This window comes from Domibacillus sp. DTU_2020_1001157_1_SI_ALB_TIR_016, from assembly GCF_032341995.1.
Lineage (GTDB): Bacteria > Bacillota > Bacilli > Bacillales > Domibacillaceae > Domibacillus > Domibacillus indicus_A.
Genome location: NZ_CP135439.1, coordinates 448827 through 471232, shown reverse-complemented (window position 1 = coordinate 471232; position 22406 = coordinate 448827). Strand labels below are relative to the sequence as shown.

The window sequence follows — 22406 nt, the reverse complement described above, 5'->3', positions numbered from 1 at the left end:
GCTTTTTAAAGAGAAGGAGCCCTAAAGTTAAGTTACCAAAACCACTTTTATAAATCCAAAACCTGTCTATAGCTTCTAATAATATGTGCAGGCATGCTAGATTCATTAGTTTGATACTGAGATATCTTATAAGTCTATTATCCTATAAAAACCAGAAAATGCCACCTTTTTCTATCGACAAATTGTGACAGTTTTGCCGTACAAGAAGGCTACGAGGAAAACCAGGCATAGTCAAGCTCCCTCCTTTTATCTTTACACAAACTTAGAAATCAACAAACAGCGTCCAAGGAACCACAATCAACGATTCCTTGGGGTTCTTGAACGCTTTGATTTAAGTGTACCCAGCTGCTTTCTCCATTCACTCAAATGGGGAAGCTATTGAGCCATATACTCTACCAGCTTTTCCGCCCATAGTAAGTACCCCTCATCATTGGGGTAGGTACCCTCTATTAAGATTGTAGGCAGCTTTGTATTCTCAGCAGCAAGACGAGCCTCCATGTCATTATGAATATTGGCGTACACCCAGCTCTTTTCTTTAGTGAGTTGAGTTATTGCTCGAATGTAGTCGTTGTACGTATAGCCAATGTTATTTTGGGTTCTTTCTTCCGACACCAGTGAAACGGGATTAGACGAGGTTAAAAGGATTTTCGCTTCAGGTACATGTTGTTGTATAGACTGAACAATCGCCTCTATGTCCTTTTTTGTTTCGTCCATCGGTACGTGCTGGTCATAATTATGAAACAGGGCGGTTTCAAAAATAACCAGGTCGGGCTTATCACGTATGACACTTTTTACTTTAGCCTCTTTCACTAATCTGGCTGTAGAGTATTCGGGAAATCCGTGAATATGTACGTGTACGTGTTGAAAGTCGTTCCCTAAAGCCTGAATCTCGGCTTCGAGCCGGCTTCCCAGCGCATAATTCGGGCCGCTCGCTCCAATTCCAGCGGTTCCACTGCTGCCAAACAGGGAGATCCTTACTTGCTCTTGTGTGAGGGACTTATAATACAGGTAATCAACAAGAGATTGATCAGGATTCCGTTCGGGGTTCAAAGAGTCCAGCAGCGCTTGCCGATCTTCTTTCTGTTTGAAGGTCTCATAAGCTGTCTGTCCCTGCGCTTTGATCTTCTCATCGTAATGCAGCTTCCCTGCAAACAAAATGGAAATGGTTGAAACGATAGCTAGGATAAACAGAAAGTTTTTCGGCATTTTCTTCTCCTTTACCAATAATGGTTTACAATTCCATTATAAAACTTCCCTTTCGGGTGCGTAAGCTTATTCGTTCGACAAATTCCATTTATTTTCCTAATCCACTTACTTCAATGCAGCTTCAATCGCTGCAATCTCTTCAGCACTAAAGCGGGAGTAGGCGATTTGCAGAGCCATTTGCTGCTGCTCTGCCGTCAGCCCATTTGCCGATACCTTATTGTAAAGGACGATTTCTTCTTTGGAAAAACGGCTCAATACAAACTGCATCGCTTCTTCTCTTGAGCTAAAGCGCAGGCCGCCTGTTCCAGAATCGGTTGAACCTGTTTCCGCTTTTGGAGCTGGTGCTTGTTCCGAATATGCTTCCTTTTCCGCCTCTTTTAATAGCTCATTTGCTTCAGCGGGAATTTCGGTTACTTGAGAGGTTGGTTGTTCTGCTGGTTCTATCGCTGTTTCTTTAGGTGTTTCTTTAGGTGTTTCTTCAGTTGTCGCTTCTTTGCTTTCAGCTTCTTTTTCGGCCACATGCTCTTTGACAGAGTCAATTTGTTCAACAACTGGCTTGTTTTTTTCAACAGCTGGCTCCGCTTGCTCTTGTTCTTGTTTACCTGGCGACCAGATAGCTGCCACAGCCATTATGACAATGGCGCTGCTTACGGCGATCATCCACTTTTTCTTCATCTCCGCCCCTCCTATAGATCAATAAATTTGTAAAGGCCAAGTATGTATGCAAGCAGTTTAATATACTCCTTAGCTGTAAACAGAATATTTGTTTTATCAAGATACCATGATTTATCACTGCGCAATGATGCAACATAGGTCAGTTCAATGTCAGTGTCCCGGTATGTCCGTTCATAAATAAGCTTAACTCTTCCCATATGATAATCAGATGAGACAACTACAGCAGAATCAAATCCTTGTTCTTCCATAAGTTTTTTTGTATAAACTGCATTTGTGTATGTACTGGTTGCCTCTTCCTCCAGAATAATATCTGGTTCTGGTACTCCGAGCGCTGTCGCTTCCTCTAAGGTTGTTCCTGCTTCAATAGAATTTGACAGCATTACCTTCTCTGCATAACCTTTGTGGTATAAGTCTGCTGCTTTTTCAAGGCGGCCTGCATCTCCGCTCAATGCCATAATGACATCCGCTTGTTTCGGCTCTTCATCCACAATAAGCAGCCATCTGGCGAATAAAAAGACGATTAAAAATCCAATCACCACAAGAAGTCCATATTTTTCTTTTTTCCTCATCATACCGCCCTTCCTTTTATGTATTCACTGTATTAAAGAGAAAAAATTCCAAATAAAATAACCTAGCCTTTTTAAGACTAGGTCCGGTATCTGTTCTTACTTAAATCATTTATTTATCTTATAAAACCATGCTAAAGATCTTGAGCCAGCCAAAAATCGAAATCCAAAGCGGTAGACTCAGCACACATGCCCAGGCTATTCCAACACGAATATCTCCTTCATGAGAAATATCATTCATAGGGATCACCTCTTCAAGCAAATTCCCTCAAAGGAAGGTTGACCTATTATAACACACAATATTCTTTATAACGAACAAAAAGGCATAACAAAAAGCAATCGACGCTTCTTTTAAGAAGATCCGATTTCTATTCGTTCATTTTGCACCACAACTGTCCCTGATTTCAAATAAGCTTCTGTTCCAATGTACGCATCGCCCCCGACCACACAGCCACTAGAAAAATAGGTATAATCGTCAACGGTACGCTCAATAAATAATCAAACCCGTATTGACAATTGCGTGCCTGCCGACAACCATATTTCAACAACGATTTACTTTTGGCTCTCCCGCTACTTTGGTGAAGTGATATATATGAAGTTGTAAAGCAATTTTCATTTTTTAAAATTTAAGAGAAGGAGAAAAGAACTTTCTGACGGATCAAATCGAAATTTGTACAGCCATATATTTGCCGCTTGATCAGCTTAATCCGTGTGACCTATACTTCTACGGATCCGTTGCTCCGTTTTGAAAGATAGGCGTTCTGCACAGCCGTCCAATCTGATATTAAATAAGTATTGGACTGTTGAAATTCTAGAATTGAATTATTCGATGCCTCTTTCATCCATCCCTCAAGGGATTACAGGGATTACAGGTATTTCCAACCTTTCATCACCTGCTGGAAGTCAAGCAGAAGCGACCCAATTTTCTTTGGAAACCGATAGAAGTGTGAAGTCTGTCTAGAATAAAGCTGACACTGTTCAGGATGGCGCTCTTTAAAGATTTTTTGTTTACAGGAAGGCTGGTCACAAAAGAACTTCCGGCTTCTTAAAACACGCCTACTGTTTTTGAAAACAAAAGTTGGTCCAGTATTTTGCGCCAGTATCAGCTGTGACAACAATTTGATGGAGTGCCTGCTAGAAACAGTCGATTCAAGATATAAATGAACAGAATCAGGTAATTGCAGAAAACCAAGTAAGTACCAGTTAGGGTAGAAGGAATGAATATTCACCGTATTTACATCCAATCACAGGTTTTACTCTTTCTATTCCCTAAATTTCTTTTCACCAAAATAGCAGGAGAGCCGAAAATAAACCGGCATTGACATACAGGAAGGAATAGTCTAAAAGGATTATGTCAAGAAATGCATACTCCTTTTTATAGTGGATGTTTATTTACTAAAATTGATTGAATAAAGACAAATAAACCCGCCAAGCCACTTAATCAGATTCAGCTAAATCCTTATAATTCTTTTCGAACCTCCAAGCATCACGGCACATGGCTATAATATCACGTTTAGCTGTCCAACCTAGTTCTCTTTTAGCTTTTGAAGCATCCGCATAGCATGAAGCAATATCTCCAGGTCTTCGCTCTACTATTTCATAAGGGACTTCAATACCATTAGCTTCTTCAAATGCTTTTACTAACTCTAGCACGCTGGTACCTTGACCCGTTCCTAAATTATAAATATGAGCACCTTCTTTAAGATTATCTAATGCTGCAACATGTCCTTCTGCTAGATCTAAGATATGTATATAATCTCTTACACCAGTGCCATCTATCATTGGATAATAATTCCTAAATATACTAAGTTTATCCAGTTTTCCTTTGGCAACCTGAGTAACATAAGGCATTAGGTTATTGGGAATGCCATTAGGTACTTCACCAATTAGTCCACTTTCATGGGCACCTACTGGATTAAAATATCGAAGAAGGGCAACTGAAAACTCTTGATTTTCTTTAGCTGTATCCGTTAGAATCCTCTCACTCATAGCTTTTGTTTCACCGTAAGGATTTGTAGTAGGTAAAAGGTCCATTGTTTCTACAAAAGGTCCATTTATGTCTCCATATACTGTTGCAGATGAACTAAAGACAAATCGTTTCACACCATGTTCTTGGCAGGCCTTAGCAAGGACAATAGTGCTGACAATATTGTTATAATAATACTCTAATGGTATTTCTACTGATTCTCCAACAGCCTTAAGACCCGCCAAATGAATCACACCATCAACTTTAAAATTGTTAAAAATAACATTATTATATAATATATTAAAAATAAGATCTAATTTTCTTAAGTGGTAACCGCAAGAAATCACTAAATACTACGTCACATTGTTCCATAGAAGTCTTACTCCACTTCCAAAAATTATAGGAAAGTTGGATGATAACATTACATAGTAATACATAAGTTATATTAGGAATAAAATTTAGTATTGCTATTTGTAGAGATATTATGATTGTACTTGATATAATAAGGGCTTTTACATAACTTTGATCATTTGATAAAGAAATTACATTAGTACTCTTTTGAATTGACTGCAATATAAATCCTTGTAAAAGCATAATTATTAGAGGAATACTCGGTAAAACATTTGTATTTGAGTTGAAAACTTTTAATATTTCTTCCCCAAATAATATTAAAATTAATGCTCCGATAGCAAACAACATTGTAAAAATAGAAGTAGATATAGAGAAAGTTTCTTTTAATTTTTCTCTACTATTCCTTACCATAAGGTTACCCATTTTCATTAAGTATGTGTTAAATGTTACACTTGACAAAGCACCTATTACACTAACAAGTTGCCACGATAAACCATATGTTCCAACAACTTTAAGCGATAAATATATAGGAGCTATCAATAAGATTAATTGATTCTGAATAAAGTTACTTATTAATACTCCACCAATACCTCTACTTTTCCTAGAAATTACCTCAAAAGTCTTTTTAAATTGATTATCAAAAGTACTTTTTGCTTTTTCATAATCAACTTCTTTAACTTTTCTAATAATATTTGTAACTTTTAAATATTGAACTGCTAATAGGATTGCCGTAGCTAAATAGGCTATTGAAAGTCCAATTAGTTTAAACCCGAGTTGCAGTAAGGCAATTTTAATAATAATACCAAGAGTAGTATTAATAATTGTTATTAACTGTAATTCTTTAATCTTCCCTAGTCCCTTAATTATGGCTGCTTCAGATAAAACAAGCATGTTAATGTAAACACTTATTGAAAAAATAACCCAAGCAATAAATACTTCACTCATGTTTATACTACTTTTGGTTATATATAAAATGTAGAATGTCATAGCTATTAGGACAATTACAACATACTTACCAATCTTTGAATATATTTTTTTAGAGGCTATCATTATTTGATATAGAAAGAAATAATTAGGCTCATTTGAGCCCTTAGTACGTAGTTTCTTCTCAATATCAGTTTCTTTAGCTCCAGAATAAGCGTACATAGTATATCTTGATATTACTACACCATATCCCATATCAAATAATATTACAAAAGCATTCAATGCTAAAAATATATTCCAAATTGCGTATTCACTAGTTGTTAATGATGAGAGTATAAAGGGTAATACAATTATTGACGAGAAAAACTTTAAAAAATATCCTACATAACTTATTAATACATCTCTTCTTCCTATGGTAAATATATTATTCACCTACTTTCTACTTTATCTTTCTTAACAAACTCTTTACCACCGTATCTTTTCCAATCTATGGATCTGTAGAATTTTTTTTGACTTAATAATTCATTGAAAACGTATTCATCTCTATATTTAAGCACTTTAGCTGGATTGCCGGCAACAATAGCATACTCCGGAATGTCTTTTGTTACAACACTCCCCCCACCGATAACTGCACCTTTTCCTATCCTTACTCCGGGTAATACTAACACAGAATCTCCAATCCATACTCCTTCCTCAATTACAATATCCTGAACAAGGTTGAGATTGTCGAAAGGAATAGATTTCATGTTTTTAGAGTCATAATTATGATTAGATGTTATTAATTTACATCTAGGTGCTATAATGCTACCATCACCTATAATTATTCTTGAATTACTTGTTGCATACATTACAAGATCAGAGCCTAATGAGACATAATCACCTAAATAAATATTTTCAGGTCTAGAAATGTTCTTCATTGTTGTTTGTAATATCACATTTTTACCAACTGACCCATACTTTTTTTTATTTTTTTCCATTTTTTTATGTTGGAGATATCCCTTTATAGTTTTTAGTAACATAATCATTGATTAACTCTCCTTCCTCTTATGGGAATAATTCTCTATTTAAAACCATATGTCACAAAATTTTAATAAAACCTGGCAGTATGGAATGTATAAAAAATATGATATAATCATAAAAATTTTAAATAGAAAATACCTGGGATTAGACAATATTCTTAAATTTTAAAAATTCTATAATATCCTAATACTAGCACATTTATTTTACTTTAATTAAAATGTTATTTTTTGTAAAAAATAAAGGTAATCCGAGTATCCACCATGTATCGAACGCATTTATATTATTATGAGTAGAAATAAAAATAATTACGGTAAAAATTAGAGCTAAACACATTTTCCTTACATTAACTTGATTTATTCGTATGGTAATTTTGATTAACTCTTTAACATAAAACATAAATAATAGAAAGCCTATCCCCCCAGTTTCTGTGAGAATCCTAATAAAATCATTATGGGTTACTAAGTAGTCATATTGAAAAAAAGCACTTAAAAATGAGTAATCCACATAATTATATTTATTATCCATAAAGTAATTAGGAAAATTGTTATAACCTACTCCTATAAATGGATTATCTAAAAATCCATCTATAGCTATTGACCAAATACCTATTCTCTGTGCATTACTATCACTTAAATATTCCGCAACTTGATGTAATAAATAACCTTTTGTCAAGAAAAAGAAAATTATAACACCTATTACTCCAATAGGTATTAATTTAAATAATTTCTTTATATCTATTTTTAATCCTATTAAAATTGCAGTAATAAAAGCAATAATTACAGAATCAGAGCCAGTCGCTAAGATTCCTAATGTGAATATGACTAATACAAAAAGGGTCTTATAATTATATAAAGTACTTTTAAATAAATATAAGTAAACAATTGAAGAAAAAACCAAGTAAAACCCTAAATAGTTTGAGTTAGAAAATACAACCTCAGTTCTTTCATTCAAAATTATAAATTCTAAACAGGATAAAACAGATAATAATATTCCATTAATTATAATCGAAGCAAAGCAGCTTTTTATATTTTCCGAGTTAACATTGCTTCTTACTAAAACTAGAACTATTAATATATATATATAATTAATAATTCCACTAAAAAATGAATTATTATAACTTGCATTAATTCCTGAGATAATAATAACAATCAAAAAGATAAATTCGTATTTATTGATTAATAGATGCTTTTTTTTATTAAGAAAAATAATAATAAGTTTAATAAAACCTATAATTGCAATAACTTGTAATAAAGGTCTGTAAAAAGGCAATGAGAAGTTAGAAGACATGTATGGGGCTACAGCAATAAACACAAATGTGAAAAATTCCAAGTTTTTAGTATAAACTTTGTTTTTCATATAGTAAATTATGAAAAAAATCACCATTACTATAGGTAATATCATCTTTATTAGTATCAACATTTCACACCTGCCAATTTCTTTTTAAATTAATGCTACTCTACTTTCAGCCAGGTTAAATAACTATTATTCCCCATAAGTTTTTTATTAACTTTTGGATTTGAGTCAATAATTTGGACACAGAAAAGTTAAGTCTTAAGCGGTTCTTCTAATCTGATCCTCTATGGCTTGAGGTGTCTGATAGCCGATGCTGTTATGGATTCTTTTTCGGTTATACCAGCCTTCTATAAACTGAAACATGGCCAGCTTCGCTGCCCGATAGTCTGTATACTGTGTATGATAAACTTCTTCTTTCTTTAATATGGCGTGAAACGACTCTATACAGGCATTGTCATAAGGATACCCTTTCTGGCTGAAAGATTACTTGATTCCGTATTTTTGAACATGCCGAGTAAACTCACTGCTGGTGTATTGTGAGGCAAGATCAGTATGAAGAATTAAGCCCCTTTGGGGCTTTTGAGAAAAACAGGCGTTTTGAAGCGCTTCGATTACCAATTCCGATGTCATAAAACGAGAAAAAGAATAGCCAATGATTTTTTTCGAATGCAGATCCAATACCGAGGCCAGATAGCACCAGCCGTCTCTTACCGTAGGAATATACGTAATATCCGCCACCCATTTCTCATTGATCGTGCAGGTAGAAAAGTCTTGTTTTAAAAGATTATCCAGCTGCACGACCTTTTCTATTGAGAGAGAAGGACGGTATTTTTTCTGGTAATCAAACGGATGCCAGCCTTTCTCATTAAGCGCTGGACACGCTTTAGACTTAGACAAAACCCCCTGTTTAATAAGGTTTTATGAATTTTCGGAGCGCTATAACGTGCCTTGCTTTCTAGATAATCCGTTGGATTTCCTTTGTCAGTTCCTGGTTTTCCAGTTCACGCTTTGACGTTGTTTTTTCAAGGGAATCATAGTAGCTGCTTCTTGGCACGGCCAGCACTTTGCACATTTTCTGGACGGGGTATTGATCTTTGTGTTCCTCTATAAAATCATTACTTCTGATACGCCATATTCGCTGCTTAATTCTTTAACTGGGCTGCCGGAATGATACAAATCCACAATCGTTTTCTTAAAGTCTTCGTTATATTTTTTGCCTGCAGGTTTACGTTCCAATTCGGACACATCCTCTCAAAAATAATTGTAAGAACTTAATTAAACTGTATCCATGAAACTATACTAACTCCACGTTTACCAATTAGCACATTGAATTATTTAAAATAAGAAGTATTTTCTTGCTATTAGTAGAGTAAATTTACCTTAAAGGTGCACCTAATTCTGACCGTACTGTTGGAATTTTTTCAAAATTTATAAATGATTATTATCCGTTACTTTAAGAAAGAGATTCATAATATAGCGTCTCCACCCTTTTAACTTCTTCTGTTACAGAAAATCCAGCATTTTTTACAATTTGACTGTCAAAAATCCTATCTTCGACTTTATTAAAATTATTGATTATTTGGTTTGCCCAATAATCTGGAGAATGGGTTAAGGACAATTGAACACAACTATTTGTAAGAACTACCTCATCTGTAATTGTATCTGAAATCACAGATGGCAATCCTGATGTTTGTGCCTCTAAAACAGCATTTGGAAAGCCCTCATAAAAAGAAGGAAATAAAAAGCAATCCATCGCCGAGAGCAAATCATGAACATCAGTTCTTCTTCCTAGAAAAAGTACTTTTTCTTGCAATCCCATTTGGTTCACCATTTCTTGAATCTTTTCTTTTAAGAAACCTGTTCCGACTAATAATAATACCGATTCTGGTTTTTTTTGAACTAACTTATGGAATATCTTAATTATAAATTTATGGTTCTTAGCATATAAAAACGCGCCAACATTCCCCACTACTAATTTATCTTCAACTTTCAATTCTTTACGTACTATTTCACGTTTTTCTTTATTAAATTTAAATTTCTCTATATCAATCCCATTATTTAAAGTTTGAAATTCGGAGTTTTTACCGAATAACCATCTTCCGGCTAACTCTGAAACTGCCACCTTTTTAACTTGGTTCTTAGGCAATCTGAAAGAATTAATATAATGAAATGTATTTGTTATAACAGAATTGGAGGCACCAGCACTTCTACTATGCAAAATTACCTTACAATCATTTCTTAATCCTAATTTTATCGGTTCTATATAACTTAAAGTATTTAGATGACAGTGAAGTATATCAAACGTTTCGCTTTTAAATAAATTTTCTAAATCTTTTTTATTCTGCATTATTGATTGATGTCGCGGTGTAATCTTATAAAAGTTACTACCCAGCTTAGAAAACTCATCATAATAACTTGGTGTTTCAATATTGGTATCTATAAAATCAAAATGAAATTTAGACCTATCAACATGCGTCCATATTTTGTGCAGATATGTTTCAATCCCTCCCCTATTGGAGCTAAGACCATAATGTAGTATTTTAATCATAATTCATCACCTACAAAATCTTTTTACTATATAATCAGTACAATTTAAATCATAAAACCACTTTCATGCAAAATAATTTTAATACAAATTCTAAATACATTAACTAGTCACTAATATTATTAAAATATATAACATTTATTTCATATTTATTAATTCTGACCTATATTTTTCAAAGACGACATTCCATTCATACTTAGTAGTTGCATTTTCATATCCATTATTTGCAATGTCTTTCCTAAGTTGAGGATTACTAATTAATTCTTCTATTGCTTCTATTAATGATTCTATTTTACCTGGTTCAATAAGCAATCCATTAATTTTATTGTTAATAATCCCGGAGATAGCACCAACATCACTTACAATAACAGGTAATCTTAATGCCATTGCTTCTAGTATAGTTCTTGGCATGCCTTCACTTATGGAGGGTTGGATATATATATCTGATTGATTTAGAATGGGAACAAACTTTTCTTGTGGGACCCATGTTACAAAGTTGATATTTTTATGGTCTTTAACTAATTTTTTATATTCATCCAAAAGCGGACCTCCACCAATTAATGTTAACTCTAAATCATATTTTTGTTGCAATTCTATAATTGCTTTAATAGCAATGTCATACGCTTTTTCCCAAACAAATCTACCAACACTTACTACTTTAATTCTTTGATTTAACGAATTGTTACATTTAGGCTTATTAAACAATTTACAATTAACTCTATTGGGAATCTCAACTATATTTGCCTCAACATTGCGTTCAATTAACATATCTGTCATCTTCTTACTTAATGAACGTACTTTTTTTGCATTTGCAAAAGAATACCTAATCATTTTTGCAATAATCCTATTGTATACTTTATTACTATCTAATACTCTAAAGTATTCCATTCCGTGTATCTCAACCATTAATGGGATTTTTGTTGCTTTCGATATAAGCGTTGCAATAAATCCACCTACTAGAGGACACTGCGATAATATTGTATTGATATTGTATTTACGAATTATCTTAATCATATATAAGCTTGTAAAAAAGAAAGACCTCGATTTACTAAGATTAGGTACCAAATGTAAGAATATATTTCCTTCTTTATAGGTATGGAATCTATTATCTTTTGACCTGGCTAAAATATGGTATTGATCAAAGTCCTTTGCAAGTTCACACCAAATCTTTTTGGTTGCATGATTAACACTTAATTTTGGAAATTCGTTAGGGCTTATGTGAAGTAACCTCTTCATTTAAAATATCCTTTCTATATACATATCACTTACTGCTTCTGTTGAATACTTTTGAACAGTTCTTAAATTTTCTTTCGATAATTCTGCCAATTTTGCCTCATCACCCATTAAAGTACTAAGCTTATCTCGGAACATTTTTCTATCCTTTTTAGGAACTACATATTGTTTTTGTAAGTTTTCAAAGATATCATTAGTCCCTCCAGCATCTGTAGCTACGATTGGGAGCCCACATGCCATCGCTTCTATTACAACACGTGGAAACCCCTCTGTATAAGAAGGGTTTATGAATATATCCGCAGCTCTATAATATTCTTGAACCTCTCTATTTGGTTTTGAACCTAATAGTTTAATTCTATTATTTGCAGGAGATTTTTTTATTAAATATTCAAGATTTGCTTTTTCCGGCCCTTCACCTATTATTACTAATGTTGCATTATGATCAGTTAATGACTCATCCTCCATAATATAAGGAATATAAAGATCTGTTTTTCTTACCGGTGACAATCTATGGACCATAAGAATAATTTTTTCGGAAGAATTAAATCCTAAGCGTTCTTTAATCTTCTGTTTTTCTTCTACGGAAGGGGTGTTAAACCTTTTTATGTCTATATCATTATACAGTAGTAACATTTTCTCTCTTTTGATTTTCAATTCATTAACATAGTAATCAATCATTGACTCTGGACCAGTAACAAAATAACTTACACTTTTCTTTACAAACCAAAATTTAGAGTATGAAAGCAATAGCCATTTTAACTTTTTAAAAAAATTCTGATCCATATCTACTTCGTGAGTAGTTCCGCTATGCCAATAAAATGTTTCAGCCCCATGTAACCTTGACGAAATAATTGAAATAATTGCTGAGTTTAAAGTAATTCTGACATATATTTTCTTGTATCCATTTTTTATTAAATTAGTCAAAATAGTATATAGTTCAATTACTCTTTTGAATTTATTTTTTTCCTTTTGGCAGATTACTTCGATGTTCTTATGATTTATAGAAGGAATATCATCACACTTTTCGATTATCAGTGCTATTTTCACACCTTTATCCGCCATAGTAATTAGTAGATTTAATACATGATAAAAATGTTGAACAGATTTACTTGAATAATGATTTAGAACATATATCATTTTTTTATCCATTATTTACTCCCATTTCTTGTTTCAATATAATGTTCTTATAGAATTCTTCAAGCCATAATGAATTTTTTTCTATATCATAATTGGCATTTTCGATTTCAGATAAATAATTCTTCCTTTTAATTGAGTATTTACTTTTCAAAATATTATTTGCCCATTCAACTGATGTTGAGTTTAAGGAATAATAATTTATTAAATCAGTAATAGCTGCTTCTTTTGATATAGTATCCGATGCAAATATTTTGATTCCGGAAGCTTGTGCTTCTACTAATGTAACTGGCAATCCTTCAAAAAGGGATGGAAATAAAAATACATCCATTGCCTGAAGAAGTTCTGGTATATCTGGTCTTACACCAGTAAAAATAACTTTATCACTTAACCCTAGGTTATTAACCTTCTTCTCAATTTCTTCTCGTAAAGTTCCTTCTCCAACCAGCAATAGTTTCACTTTGCTGTTTTTCTCACTTATCTCTTTAAAAATATCAACTATAAAAGTATGATTTTTTTGCGGATGGAACCTTCCAATATGACCTACAACGAAAAAATCTTCTAGTTGAAGTTCTTTTCTTTTTTTGTCTCGAATATCCTTATTTAAGACAAACTTTTTTGCTTCTATAGCATTATTTAAAATAAAAAAATTATCATTTTTACATGCCTTTTCTCCAAATAACCATGTTCCAGCATTTTGAGAACACGCAAAAAGGTAATCAGCAATATACCTGATTTGATATTGTAATAAATTTTTCACGAATGCTGATATACCTGATCCCGAGGAAGTGTTATGACTATGTGCTATGGTTGTTAATCCATACTTTTTTGCTGTATTAAGGTAAATTGATGCTGTACTTCTTACATGACCATGAATAACCTTATATTCTGGATGCTCTTTAAAAAAACTCTCCCAAGCTTTTTTATATTCAAAATGATTTCTCCCACTATAGGCGGGAACATTATAAATATTCCCACCCATTGACCTAATCTCATCATCGAAAGCACATTTATTTTTAGTATGGACGACGAAGTCAAACTGAACCTTTGAACGATTAATATTGCGGTACAGATTCATTATCATAGTTTCTGCACCGCCTCTATTCATTTCAGCAAATACCTGCAAAACTCTTAATGGTTCAGACATTATAGGTTCTCCTTATACCACTGTATAGCAGCCTCAATACCTCGCTCAAAACTCCAATCTGGATTATATCCCAACATTTCTTTTGCTTTGCTTATATCAGCATTACTATGCTTAATATCACCTTTTCGATCAGGTCCAAAAATCGGTTGAATATCTTTTCCTAATGCATTCAACAAATGGGTGTAGATATCAATCAAAAACTCTCTTCCACCATAAGCAATATTATAGGCTTGTCCTGCTGCTTCATGAGATGCATTACAAGCTTTCAAGTTAGCCTCTATTACATTCTCGATGTAAGTAAAATCTCTACTCTGCTTTCCATCACCATTAATAGTTGGTTGCTCATCATTAAGTAACTGTTTAATAAATTTTGGAATTACCGCTGCATAAGCACCATTAGGGTCTTGTCTTCTACCAAACACATTAAAATAACGCATACCATAAGTATCAAGCCCATACAATTTTGTATAAAGTTTTCCATATTCTTCATCTACTTTTTTTGTAAGTGCATAAGGGGATAATACGTTACCCTCTCTTCCCTCTGTTTTTGGAAGATTGGGCTCGTCTCCATACACTGATGAACTAGAAGCATAAACAAATTTCTTTACACCTGTTTGCCTTGCGGCTTCCATCATATTTAAAGTACCTTTTATATTTACCTCTTCATAAAACAAAGGCATCTCAATACTTCTTGGAACGCTCCCCCATGCGGCTTGATTTAAAACATAATCGATTCCCTCACAAGCTTTCATACATGTGTCAAGATCCCGGATATCTCCTTCGATAAATTCGTAATCTGGATTATCTAAATATTCTTCTACATTTTCTTTTTTCCCAGTTGAAAAATTATCAAGCCCTCTAACTTTATAGCCTAATTTAAGTATGGCTTCGACTAAATTGGAACCAATAAAACCTGCTGAGCCAGTAACTAAGAATTTACTACCCTCTGGAAAATTTATATTTTTATATCCCATTTTTCATAACCTCCAATATATAAATCCAGCATCGTCTGCTTCTTTTCTATTAAACATTCCTTTGAGATCCATTAGTACGCAATCTTTTCTATCATTGTCTATATCAAACTCTGATGATGCAGCTACTTCATTCACAACTTCTGAATTTACATATCCAGTTGTCCCAAACATCGTTTTTACATCTTCCAGTTGAATAGCTTTAAATTCATCATGTGGAACGGCGAATATTACTGCATCCATCTCTTTAATATCTTCTACTTCACAAAGATTGATTCTATATTCACGCCATAAATCTTCTTTATCCGCTGCAGGATCTACAACTTTGACGTCTACTCCGTACTCTTCTAATTCTTTTATTACGTCGACTACTTTTGTATTTCGAACATCGGGACAGTTCTCTTTAAACGTAACACCAAATATAGCTACTTTCGCACCATTTATATGCTTATTAGCTTTAATCATTTTCTTTACTGTACTTTCAGCAACATATTTGCCCATATCATCATTTATCTTTCTTCCTGAAAGTATGATTTGGGAATGGTAACCCATTTGTTCTGCTTTATACGTGAGGTAATATGGATCAACCCCAATACAGTGACCACCAACTAGTCCTGGAGAGAAATTAAGGAAGTTCCACTTCGTTCCCGCTGCTTCAAGTACAGCTTTTGTATCAATTCCCATTTTATTAAATATGATAGAAAGTTCATTCATAAAGGCAATATTAATATCACGTTGTGAATTCTCTATGACCTTTGCAGCCTCAGCTACTTTAATACTTTGCGCTTTATAAATACCAGCATCAACAACTAACTCATACACTCTCGCAACAATATCTAAAGTTTCTTCATCTTGACCTGATACAACTTTTATAATGGTCTCTAGTCTATGAACTTTATCACCGGGATTAATTCTTTCTGGTGAATAACCAACTTTAAAATCTACACCACACTTTAATCCGGATTCTTTTTCTAATATTGGAACACAGATATCTTCAGTTACACCAGGAAACACAGTAGATTCAAAGACAACTATAGAACCTTTTGTCAGGTTTCTCCCCAACGTGCGGCTCGCAAATTCTATCGGTGTTAAATCAGGTGTATGATCATCTTTTACTGGCGTTGGCACGGCTACAATATGAAACTTCGCCTCCCTGAGACTAGCTTCGTCTGAAGTAAAATGAACAGTAGTATTTTTGATTACATCATTGCCAACCTCTTTAGTGGGATCTATACCATTTTTATATAGATCAACTTTTTGTTTGTTTACGTCAAAACCAATCACATCAGCCTTTTTTGCAAAAGCAACAGCTATCGGCATGCCAACATAGCCAAGTCCAACTAATGAAATTTTTTCTTCTCTATTAACAATCTTTTGATATAAGTTCACATTGAATTCTCCTTTTTCATATTATTCCCATTTCCTTCATAACCGATTGATTAACAATCTTCACGTCATATTTTTCGCTTGCGATCTTCGCGCTTTCTTCCCCCATGTTTTTGCAAATATGTTGGTTAGATATTAAGTACTCCATCTTACTTATGAGCCCCTGGGTATCTTTTACTTTTACCAAATATCCATTTAACCCTTCAATAACAGTCTCTCTACAACCAGGAGAATCAGTCGTAATGATAGGCCTTCCCATGGCCATAGCCTCTAGTACAGTTTTGGGCGTCCCTTCATGATAAGATGGTAATAAATATGTGCTACATTGAGAGATGAATGGTCTCACATCATTTTGTTCCCCAAAATATTCAATAACTCCACTATCTACATAGGCGGTCAGTTCTTCTGGCTTTAAAGCAGAAGGGTTGCTATCAAAAGGTCCTACTAATAAACAGCGAACCTGCGGATGTTTTGTTTTGACCTCTTTACAGGCTTCTAAATATTCCATTATTCCTTTATCTTTAATAAGTCTTCCGATAAAAAGAAAGGCAGGTTCTTGTGGTAATGGAGTTGGTTTGAACTTTTCAAGATTTACTCCGGAACCATTTATAATAACAGTCTTATCGTCCTGTATTAAACCGTTTAAAATAAACTCATTTTTATCATCTTGATTCTGAAAGAATACCTTTTTACTAGATTTACAAGCAGCCCAGTATTCAATTTTCATTATTGTTTTTACTATTTTATTTTTGAAGCCTTTCCCTCTAAATATCGAACCAAGTCCAGCTATTAGAGGGTAGACTTCAGAAATACCATTTATCTTTGCTGCTAAACTTCCATAAACAACTGTTTTAGCTTGGTATGCGAACACTTTGTCAGGTCTTTCCTTTTTCATGAATGTATAAAGAGACCTTAAGGTTTTCAAATCTTTAAGTGGATTCATACCGTTTCGTTCAACATATAGCTGCCTATAATCAATATTGTATTCTTGAAACTTTTTCTTCCATTCCGCTTCAGGCTCAGAGCCTAATGCAATAACAGTATGACCTTTCTTTATAAATTCTTTCATCATATCCATACGAAACCAAAACAATGATGAAGTATGGCTTGAAAGTATAGCTATTTTCATATCAATGCTCCTACTCATATTGGCTAATTTCTATTTTCCTCTAAGTACTCTTGCACTTCTATTTGAATTCCTTTTTCAAAAGTCATGGGAGAATATCCAAAATCATTAGTAGCATTATCGTGAGAATAACTTCTGTTTTCTCCCATTCTTTGTACTTTCTCTATAAAATCAATTCGTCCTAACGTTAGAAATTTAAGAATCTTTGCCATCAGCACTCCTAAGCTCAAAGGTACGCTGATAAATATTGTCTTTTTATTAAGTTCTTTACTTATTAATTTGAAAACATCAATCATTTTAATTGGCCTTTCTCCCGATAGATCATAAGCTTTACCAGCAGTTTCTTGCGGTGAAATTAATACAGTAAAAAATGCTTTGCCTAAGTCTCTAGCATTAACTGGCTGGATTAAACTATTTCCACCACTGATGATAGGCAGGATTCTGATTTTGTCTACCATCTTAATAAACTTACTCATATTTCTATCACAAAGATCTCCATATATCATAGAAGGCCTTAGGATTGTAATATTTGTCAAACACTCAGGATCGTTATTTAGTTCATTGATTTTTTGTTCGATTTTCTTGTACCCTTCAGAAGCATACTTAAATTCCGAGTAAATTCCTGTGGTGTGTACTAATATAGTTCTTTTTACTTTTTTCTTAATAGCAGATTGAACTATCATGGGTGAATGGTGAATATTATAGATATGCATTACAGTATTAACACCATCCATCACTTTATCAATGAATTCGGGATCATTTAAATCCCCAATAATTTTTTCTATATTTAACCCACTCTTTTCTAGGAGTGAAGTATTAGAAGTTTCTCTGACAATACACCGAATAGGGCCTTCATATTTATGATTAATTAGTTCTTGTAAAAAGTATCTGCCCGTATGACCAGTGATTCCTGTGACTAAAAGCATTTCAACACCTCTATTACTCTATTTACTTTCATGAAGATCCCGTCTCCTTAGTACTTGCAACTTCCTTCTTTACACCAGTTCCACCTTCAACAACCCCATCACTCTTCACTACACTCAAGATGGTTCCAAAGAAACACTTAACATCCATCCAGAGACTAATCTTTTCAACATACTCGCCATCTAACTTAGCCTTTACTTCAATTGGAAGCTCATCACGTCCATTAATTTGCGCCCAACCAGTAAGTCCAGGTGGTACATTGTTAGCACCATATTTGTCTCTTTCATCGATCAAATCATACTGGTTCCACAAAGCCGGTCTTGGCCCTATAATACTCATCTTCCCAGTAAAAATATTCCAAATCTGAGGAAGCTCATCAAGTGAGGTCTTTCTTAGAAACTGGCCCACCTTTGTAATGTACTGTTCTGGATTCTCTAATAAATGAGTTGGAGTGTCTTTGGGCGTGTTTATTCTCATAGTACGAAACTTCAAAATATTGAAATGTGTCTTGTTGATACCAATGCGTTTTTGCTTAAATAGAACTGGACCTTTTGATTCAATCTTAATAGTAATAATTAGAATTAAAAAAACCGGTGATAATACTATCATTCCAATTAAAGAAAGAATGATATCTATCAGTCTTTTAACCTTCATGTACATCCAGCTACACTCCTTTAAAATTTGTTCTTTAGTAGATTAGGGCTTAATTAGAATCTGTTACTCTCCCATTCCAACTAACTACTAAACCACTAAGAATGTACCTACGTCTTATATCCACCTCGTCATATCTATTCAATCTATCATGCAAATACAAAATAGATATTCACTATAAAACCACTCTCAACCGAGTTTCTTCCCATTATGTATACCATTCAATCAATCTATAATTCTCACCGAAATCGCTCAAAATCCTTATTCTACAAGGCTTTCAGCATGTTATCTAATCTCGATAGTTAGTTCCCATCAACCATTCAATATAGTCAAACTTCTGACAGATTGAATGGTGAAAAGAAACGTAAATGAGCGTAAATCTTTTGGAATCGATACATATAATCACCTCATAAAAAAACCCCTCTTCTTGCCAAAAAATTCACGGAATAGGGGGGTGCTTTCTTATGCTTGTTGTTTTAGCTTATTCAATACTTGCTCCAGGTAAGCCTGAACGTCTTGTTTTAATTCCTGGTTTTGCATGGCGATGTCGATGGTTGTTTTGATAAAGCCGAGTTTTTCGCCGACGTCGTAGCGCGTCCCTTCGAATTCGTAGGCATATATAGGCTGATGCTGATTCAGCTGCTGGATGGCATCGGTCAGTTGGATCTCGCCGCCGGCACCGCGTTCTTGTTTGTCTAAGAAGGTGAAGATCTCAGGCTTCAGAATATAGCGTCCCATGATCGCTAAGTTCGATGGAGCTGTACCTTGTTTTGGCTTTTCGATGAAATGGTTGACATTATAGCGTCTGCCGGTTTGTGTGCCTGCATCGACGATTCCGTACCGATGTGTTTCGTTGTCAGGTACGGTTTGGACGCCTATGACGGAGCCTTGCGTCGCTTCGTATTCATCCATGAGCTGACGTAAGCATGGTGTGTCGGCTTGGACAATGTCATCACCCAGCAATATGGCAAATGGTTCGTCACCAATAAATTTACGGGCACACCAGACCGCATGGCCGAGACCTTGTGGTTCCTTTTGACGAATGTAGTGAATATCGACTTTCGATGGTTCTTTTACTTTGGCAAGCAAGTCAAACTTCTCTTTTTGAATCAAGTTTTCTTCCAGTTCAAATGCATGGTCAAAATGGTCTTCAATCGCACGCTTTCCTTTGCCGGTTACAATAATGATGTCTTCAATTCCGGAAGCTACAGCTTCTTCGACAATATATTGAATCGTCGGCTTATCTACAATTGGTAGCATTTCTTTTGGCATCGCTTTTGTAGCAGGGAGGAATCTTGTACCTAATCCTGCCGCTGGGATAATCGCTTTTTTTACTTTTTTCATTTTGTGTTTTCCCCCACATGTCAAGTCTCTTCCCATTTATATAACCACTTCCTGCATTACTTCTTTTAAGTTTTCTTTCGTATTGGCAATTTGGATTAAATTATCACGAAGTTCTTTATTCTCTTTTTGTGAAAGGCAGCCGACAAACTTCCAAAGAATTTCTCCTTCAACCACACCGGCTTTTCCAATATGAATTTTCGGAAACACCTGTTCCAGGTGAATTTCATTTTCATTCAAAAGCTCTTCATACATTTTCTCGCCCGGTCGCAGTCCTGAAAATTGGATACCGACTTCCTCTTCAGAGTAGCCGGAGAGCTTAATGAGATTACGGGCCAGGTCGACAATTTTAACCGGTTCACCCATATCAAGCACAAAGATTTCACCGCCACGCGCGAGTGCGCTCGACTGGATGACAAGGCGGGAAGCTTCTGGAATCGTCATAAAGTACCGTGTCATATCTTTATGAGTAACCGTTAAAGGGCCGCCTTCTGCGAGTTGCTTTTTAAACAATGGAATAACCGAGCCGCGTGAACCAAGTACGTTGCCGAATCGAACCGCAGTAAAAGTCGTATAAGGATATTCTCGATCCAGCTGTTGGACAACCATTTCGGCGACACGCTTTGTCGCACCCATCACGTTCGTAGGGTTGACAGCTTTGTCGGTTGAGACGAGCACAAACCGTTTTACTCCTGCACTCGCAGATGCTTCAGCCGTATTTTTTGTACCAAAGATATTATTCTTTACTGCTTCTTTCGGATTGTACTCCATCAGTGGAACATGTTTATGTGCTGCTGCATGATAAACAACATCTGGTGAATGTTCAGCCAGCACATCAAACATACGCTCACGATCCTGTACATCAGCAATGACTGGCACAATGTCGATTAAATCCTTGTAACGCTTGCGCATCTCCATATCAATCTGGTAAATACTGTTTTCACCGTGACCGACCAACACAAGCTTCTTTGGCTGGAATACAGAAATCTGCCGGCAAATTTCCGAGCCGATCGAGCCGCCCGCACCTGTAACCAAAACCGTTTTACCGGTAACGGTTTCAGCGATGGATTCAATATCAAGCTCAATCGGATCACGCCCGAGCAAATCCTCTACCGCTACGTCACGCAACTGGCTGACGGATACTTTGCCGCTAAAAACATCTTCAAGAAGGGGTATGATTTGGACCTTCGCTTTTGTTTTTGTGCACTGCTCGTAAATGTGGTTGATCTGATACCGTTTCAGTGATGGAATCGCGATAATGATATTATCAATCTTATGCTGGTCGACGAGATAAGGAATATTACGTGTAGTGCCAAGCACAGTTACACCGTAAATTTCCAGGCGCAGCTTGTTTAAATCATCATCTACAAATAGCACAGGTTCTAGCTCTGAGTCATTCATTAACAGCTGACGTACCACAGTTGATCCGCCTGCACCGGCTCCAACGATCATCGTCCGCTTGCGCCCGTTATGGTCTTTTTTAATATAACGGTCACGATAGACACGCCACGAAAAGCGCGATCCGCCAATTAGCAACATATGCAGCATCCAGGTAATGAGCAGAACACGGATATAGACATCATGATTAACAATCAGCTGAACGATTGCGGTAGAGGAAACCGAGAACGTCACTGCCTTGGCAATCGCAATCAGCTCGCCAACACTCGCGTATTCCCACGCTTTATGGTATAAGCGGTAAATAGCCGCAAACAAGTGGTGACTCGACAAAAGGGCAATCGAACTAATGATTAACATTTGAGCGCTATAAATGTTTAAATAAGGATGCAGAATAAAATAGCCAATATAAATAGAAAATAGGACAATCACTGAATCAAGGCCAATTAAAAAAGACAGTCTACGTTGATACGCAGCCAATAAACGCCACCTCTTTCTTTATAGGGTAAAATTGCACAACAGAAAACAGCTAATAGAAACGCACTCTTTGAA

Annotated in this window: 17 protein-coding genes and 2 pseudogenes; all 19 read right to left on the bottom strand. The window is 35.0% G+C overall.

The window, feature by feature from the left end; all coding sequences use genetic code 11:
• Positions 1-375 precede the first annotated feature (375 nt).
• Positions 376-1206: an SGNH/GDSL hydrolase family protein gene (locus RRU94_RS10295; protein WP_315694124.1), complete on the bottom strand. Its 831-nt coding sequence runs from the start codon at positions 1204-1206 to the stop codon at positions 376-378.
• 105 nt (positions 1207-1311) lie between these two features.
• Positions 1312-1881 (bottom strand): hypothetical protein, encoded by a 570-nt coding sequence (locus tag RRU94_RS10290; RefSeq protein ID WP_315694123.1) that lies wholly within the window; start codon positions 1879-1881, stop codon positions 1312-1314.
• An 11-nt stretch (positions 1882-1892) separates the two neighbouring features.
• Positions 1893-2453, bottom strand: coding sequence for a YdcF family protein (locus tag RRU94_RS10285; RefSeq protein WP_315694122.1), 561 nt, complete (start codon positions 2451-2453; stop codon positions 1893-1895).
• Between the two features lie 1431 nt (positions 2454-3884).
• Positions 3885-4694: pseudogene (galE, locus tag RRU94_RS10280) on the bottom strand (UDP-glucose 4-epimerase GalE); the annotation flags it as partial.
• Positions 4695-4713: 19 nt separating this feature from the next.
• A complete protein-coding gene (locus RRU94_RS10275) occupies positions 4714-6120 on the bottom strand; it encodes a hypothetical protein (protein ID WP_315694121.1) in 1407 nt (468 codons plus the stop codon).
• Complete coding sequence (locus RRU94_RS10270; protein WP_315694120.1) at positions 6117-6713, bottom strand: acyltransferase; 597 nt, start codon at positions 6711-6713, stop codon at positions 6117-6119. The genes RRU94_RS10275 and RRU94_RS10270 overlap by 4 nt, the downstream gene beginning before the upstream one ends.
• 193 nt (positions 6714-6906) lie before the next feature.
• Complete coding sequence (locus RRU94_RS10265) at positions 6907-8127, bottom strand: O-antigen ligase family protein (RefSeq protein WP_315694119.1); 1221 nt, start codon at positions 8125-8127, stop codon at positions 6907-6909.
• A gap of 132 nt (positions 8128-8259) precedes the next feature.
• A pseudogene (locus RRU94_RS10260) lies at positions 8260-9237 on the bottom strand (IS3 family transposase).
• A gap of 217 nt (positions 9238-9454) precedes the next feature.
• On the bottom strand, positions 9455-10549 hold the full coding sequence (locus RRU94_RS10255) for a glycosyltransferase family 1 protein (RefSeq protein WP_315694117.1): 1095 nt from the start codon (positions 10547-10549) through the stop codon (positions 9455-9457).
• Positions 10550-10684: 135 nt separating this feature from the next.
• Complete coding sequence (locus tag RRU94_RS10250) at positions 10685-11782, bottom strand: glycosyltransferase family 4 protein (protein ID WP_315694115.1); 1098 nt, start codon at positions 11780-11782, stop codon at positions 10685-10687.
• On the bottom strand, positions 11783-12928 hold the full coding sequence (locus RRU94_RS10245; RefSeq protein WP_315694114.1) for a glycosyltransferase family 4 protein: 1146 nt from the start codon (positions 12926-12928) through the stop codon (positions 11783-11785).
• Positions 12921-14060 carry a glycosyltransferase family 1 protein gene (locus RRU94_RS10240; protein ID WP_315694113.1) on the bottom strand — a complete coding sequence of 380 codons (1140 nt, stop codon included), beginning with the start codon at positions 14058-14060 and terminating at the stop codon, positions 12921-12923. Before RRU94_RS10240 ends, RRU94_RS10245 begins: the two co-directional genes overlap by 8 nt.
• Entirely contained in the window at positions 14060-15034 is a 975-nt protein-coding gene (locus RRU94_RS10235) for an SDR family oxidoreductase (RefSeq protein ID WP_315694112.1), read from the bottom strand. Before RRU94_RS10235 ends, RRU94_RS10240 begins: the two co-directional genes overlap by 1 nt.
• A gap of 3 nt (positions 15035-15037) precedes the next feature.
• A complete protein-coding gene (locus RRU94_RS10230; RefSeq protein WP_315694111.1) occupies positions 15038-16420 on the bottom strand; it encodes a nucleotide sugar dehydrogenase in 1383 nt (460 codons plus the stop codon).
• A gap of 16 nt (positions 16421-16436) precedes the next feature.
• Positions 16437-17546: a glycosyltransferase family 4 protein gene (locus RRU94_RS10225; RefSeq protein WP_315694109.1), complete on the bottom strand. Its 1110-nt coding sequence runs from the start codon at positions 17544-17546 to the stop codon at positions 16437-16439.
• Between the two features lie 23 nt (positions 17547-17569).
• A complete protein-coding gene (locus RRU94_RS10220) occupies positions 17570-18469 on the bottom strand; it encodes an SDR family oxidoreductase (RefSeq protein WP_315694107.1) in 900 nt (299 codons plus the stop codon).
• 28 nt (positions 18470-18497) lie between these two features.
• On the bottom strand, positions 18498-19127 hold the full coding sequence (locus RRU94_RS10215; protein WP_315694105.1) for a sugar transferase: 630 nt from the start codon (positions 19125-19127) through the stop codon (positions 18498-18500).
• A gap of 453 nt (positions 19128-19580) precedes the next feature.
• Positions 19581-20462, bottom strand: a complete 882-nt coding sequence (gene galU, locus RRU94_RS10210) for a UTP--glucose-1-phosphate uridylyltransferase GalU (RefSeq protein WP_315695905.1) — start codon at positions 20460-20462, stop codon at positions 19581-19583.
• 36 nt (positions 20463-20498) lie between these two features.
• Positions 20499-22334 carry a polysaccharide biosynthesis protein gene (locus RRU94_RS10205; protein ID WP_315694104.1) on the bottom strand — a complete coding sequence of 612 codons (1836 nt, stop codon included), beginning with the start codon at positions 22332-22334 and terminating at the stop codon, positions 20499-20501.
• Positions 22335-22406: the final 72 nt, after the last annotated feature.

Excerpts from the sequence above, each read along its gene's own strand:
- RRU94_RS10295 (WP_315694124.1), bottom strand. The coding sequence starts at position 1,206 with ATGCCGAAAAACTTTCTGTTTATCCTAGCTATCGTTTCAACCATTTCC.
- RRU94_RS10290 (WP_315694123.1), bottom strand. The coding sequence starts at position 1,881 with ATGAAGAAAAAGTGGATGATCGCCGTAAGCAGCGCCATTGTCATAATG.
- RRU94_RS10285 (WP_315694122.1), bottom strand. The coding sequence starts at position 2,453 with ATGATGAGGAAAAAAGAAAAATATGGACTTCTTGTGGTGATTGGATTT.
- RRU94_RS10270 (WP_315694120.1), bottom strand. The coding sequence starts at position 6,713 with ATGATTATGTTACTAAAAACTATAAAGGGATATCTCCAACATAAAAAA.
- RRU94_RS10265 (WP_315694119.1), bottom strand. The coding sequence starts at position 8,127 with ATGTTGATACTAATAAAGATGATATTACCTATAGTAATGGTGATTTTT.
- RRU94_RS10255 (WP_315694117.1), bottom strand. The coding sequence starts at position 10,549 with ATGATTAAAATACTACATTATGGTCTTAGCTCCAATAGGGGAGGGATT.
- RRU94_RS10250 (WP_315694115.1), bottom strand. The coding sequence starts at position 11,782 with ATGAAGAGGTTACTTCACATAAGCCCTAACGAATTTCCAAAATTAAGT.
- RRU94_RS10245 (WP_315694114.1), bottom strand. The coding sequence starts at position 12,928 with ATGGATAAAAAAATGATATATGTTCTAAATCATTATTCAAGTAAATCT.
- RRU94_RS10240 (WP_315694113.1), bottom strand. The coding sequence starts at position 14,060 with ATGTCTGAACCATTAAGAGTTTTGCAGGTATTTGCTGAAATGAATAGA.
- RRU94_RS10235 (WP_315694112.1), bottom strand. The coding sequence starts at position 15,034 with ATGGGATATAAAAATATAAATTTTCCAGAGGGTAGTAAATTCTTAGTT.
- RRU94_RS10225 (WP_315694109.1), bottom strand. The coding sequence starts at position 17,546 with ATGAAAATAGCTATACTTTCAAGCCATACTTCATCATTGTTTTGGTTT.
- RRU94_RS10220 (WP_315694107.1), bottom strand. The coding sequence starts at position 18,469 with ATGCTTTTAGTCACAGGAATCACTGGTCATACGGGCAGATACTTTTTA.
- RRU94_RS10215 (WP_315694105.1), bottom strand. The coding sequence starts at position 19,127 with ATGTACATGAAGGTTAAAAGACTGATAGATATCATTCTTTCTTTAATT.
- galU (WP_315695905.1), bottom strand. The coding sequence starts at position 20,462 with ATGAAAAAAGTAAAAAAAGCGATTATCCCAGCGGCAGGATTAGGTACA.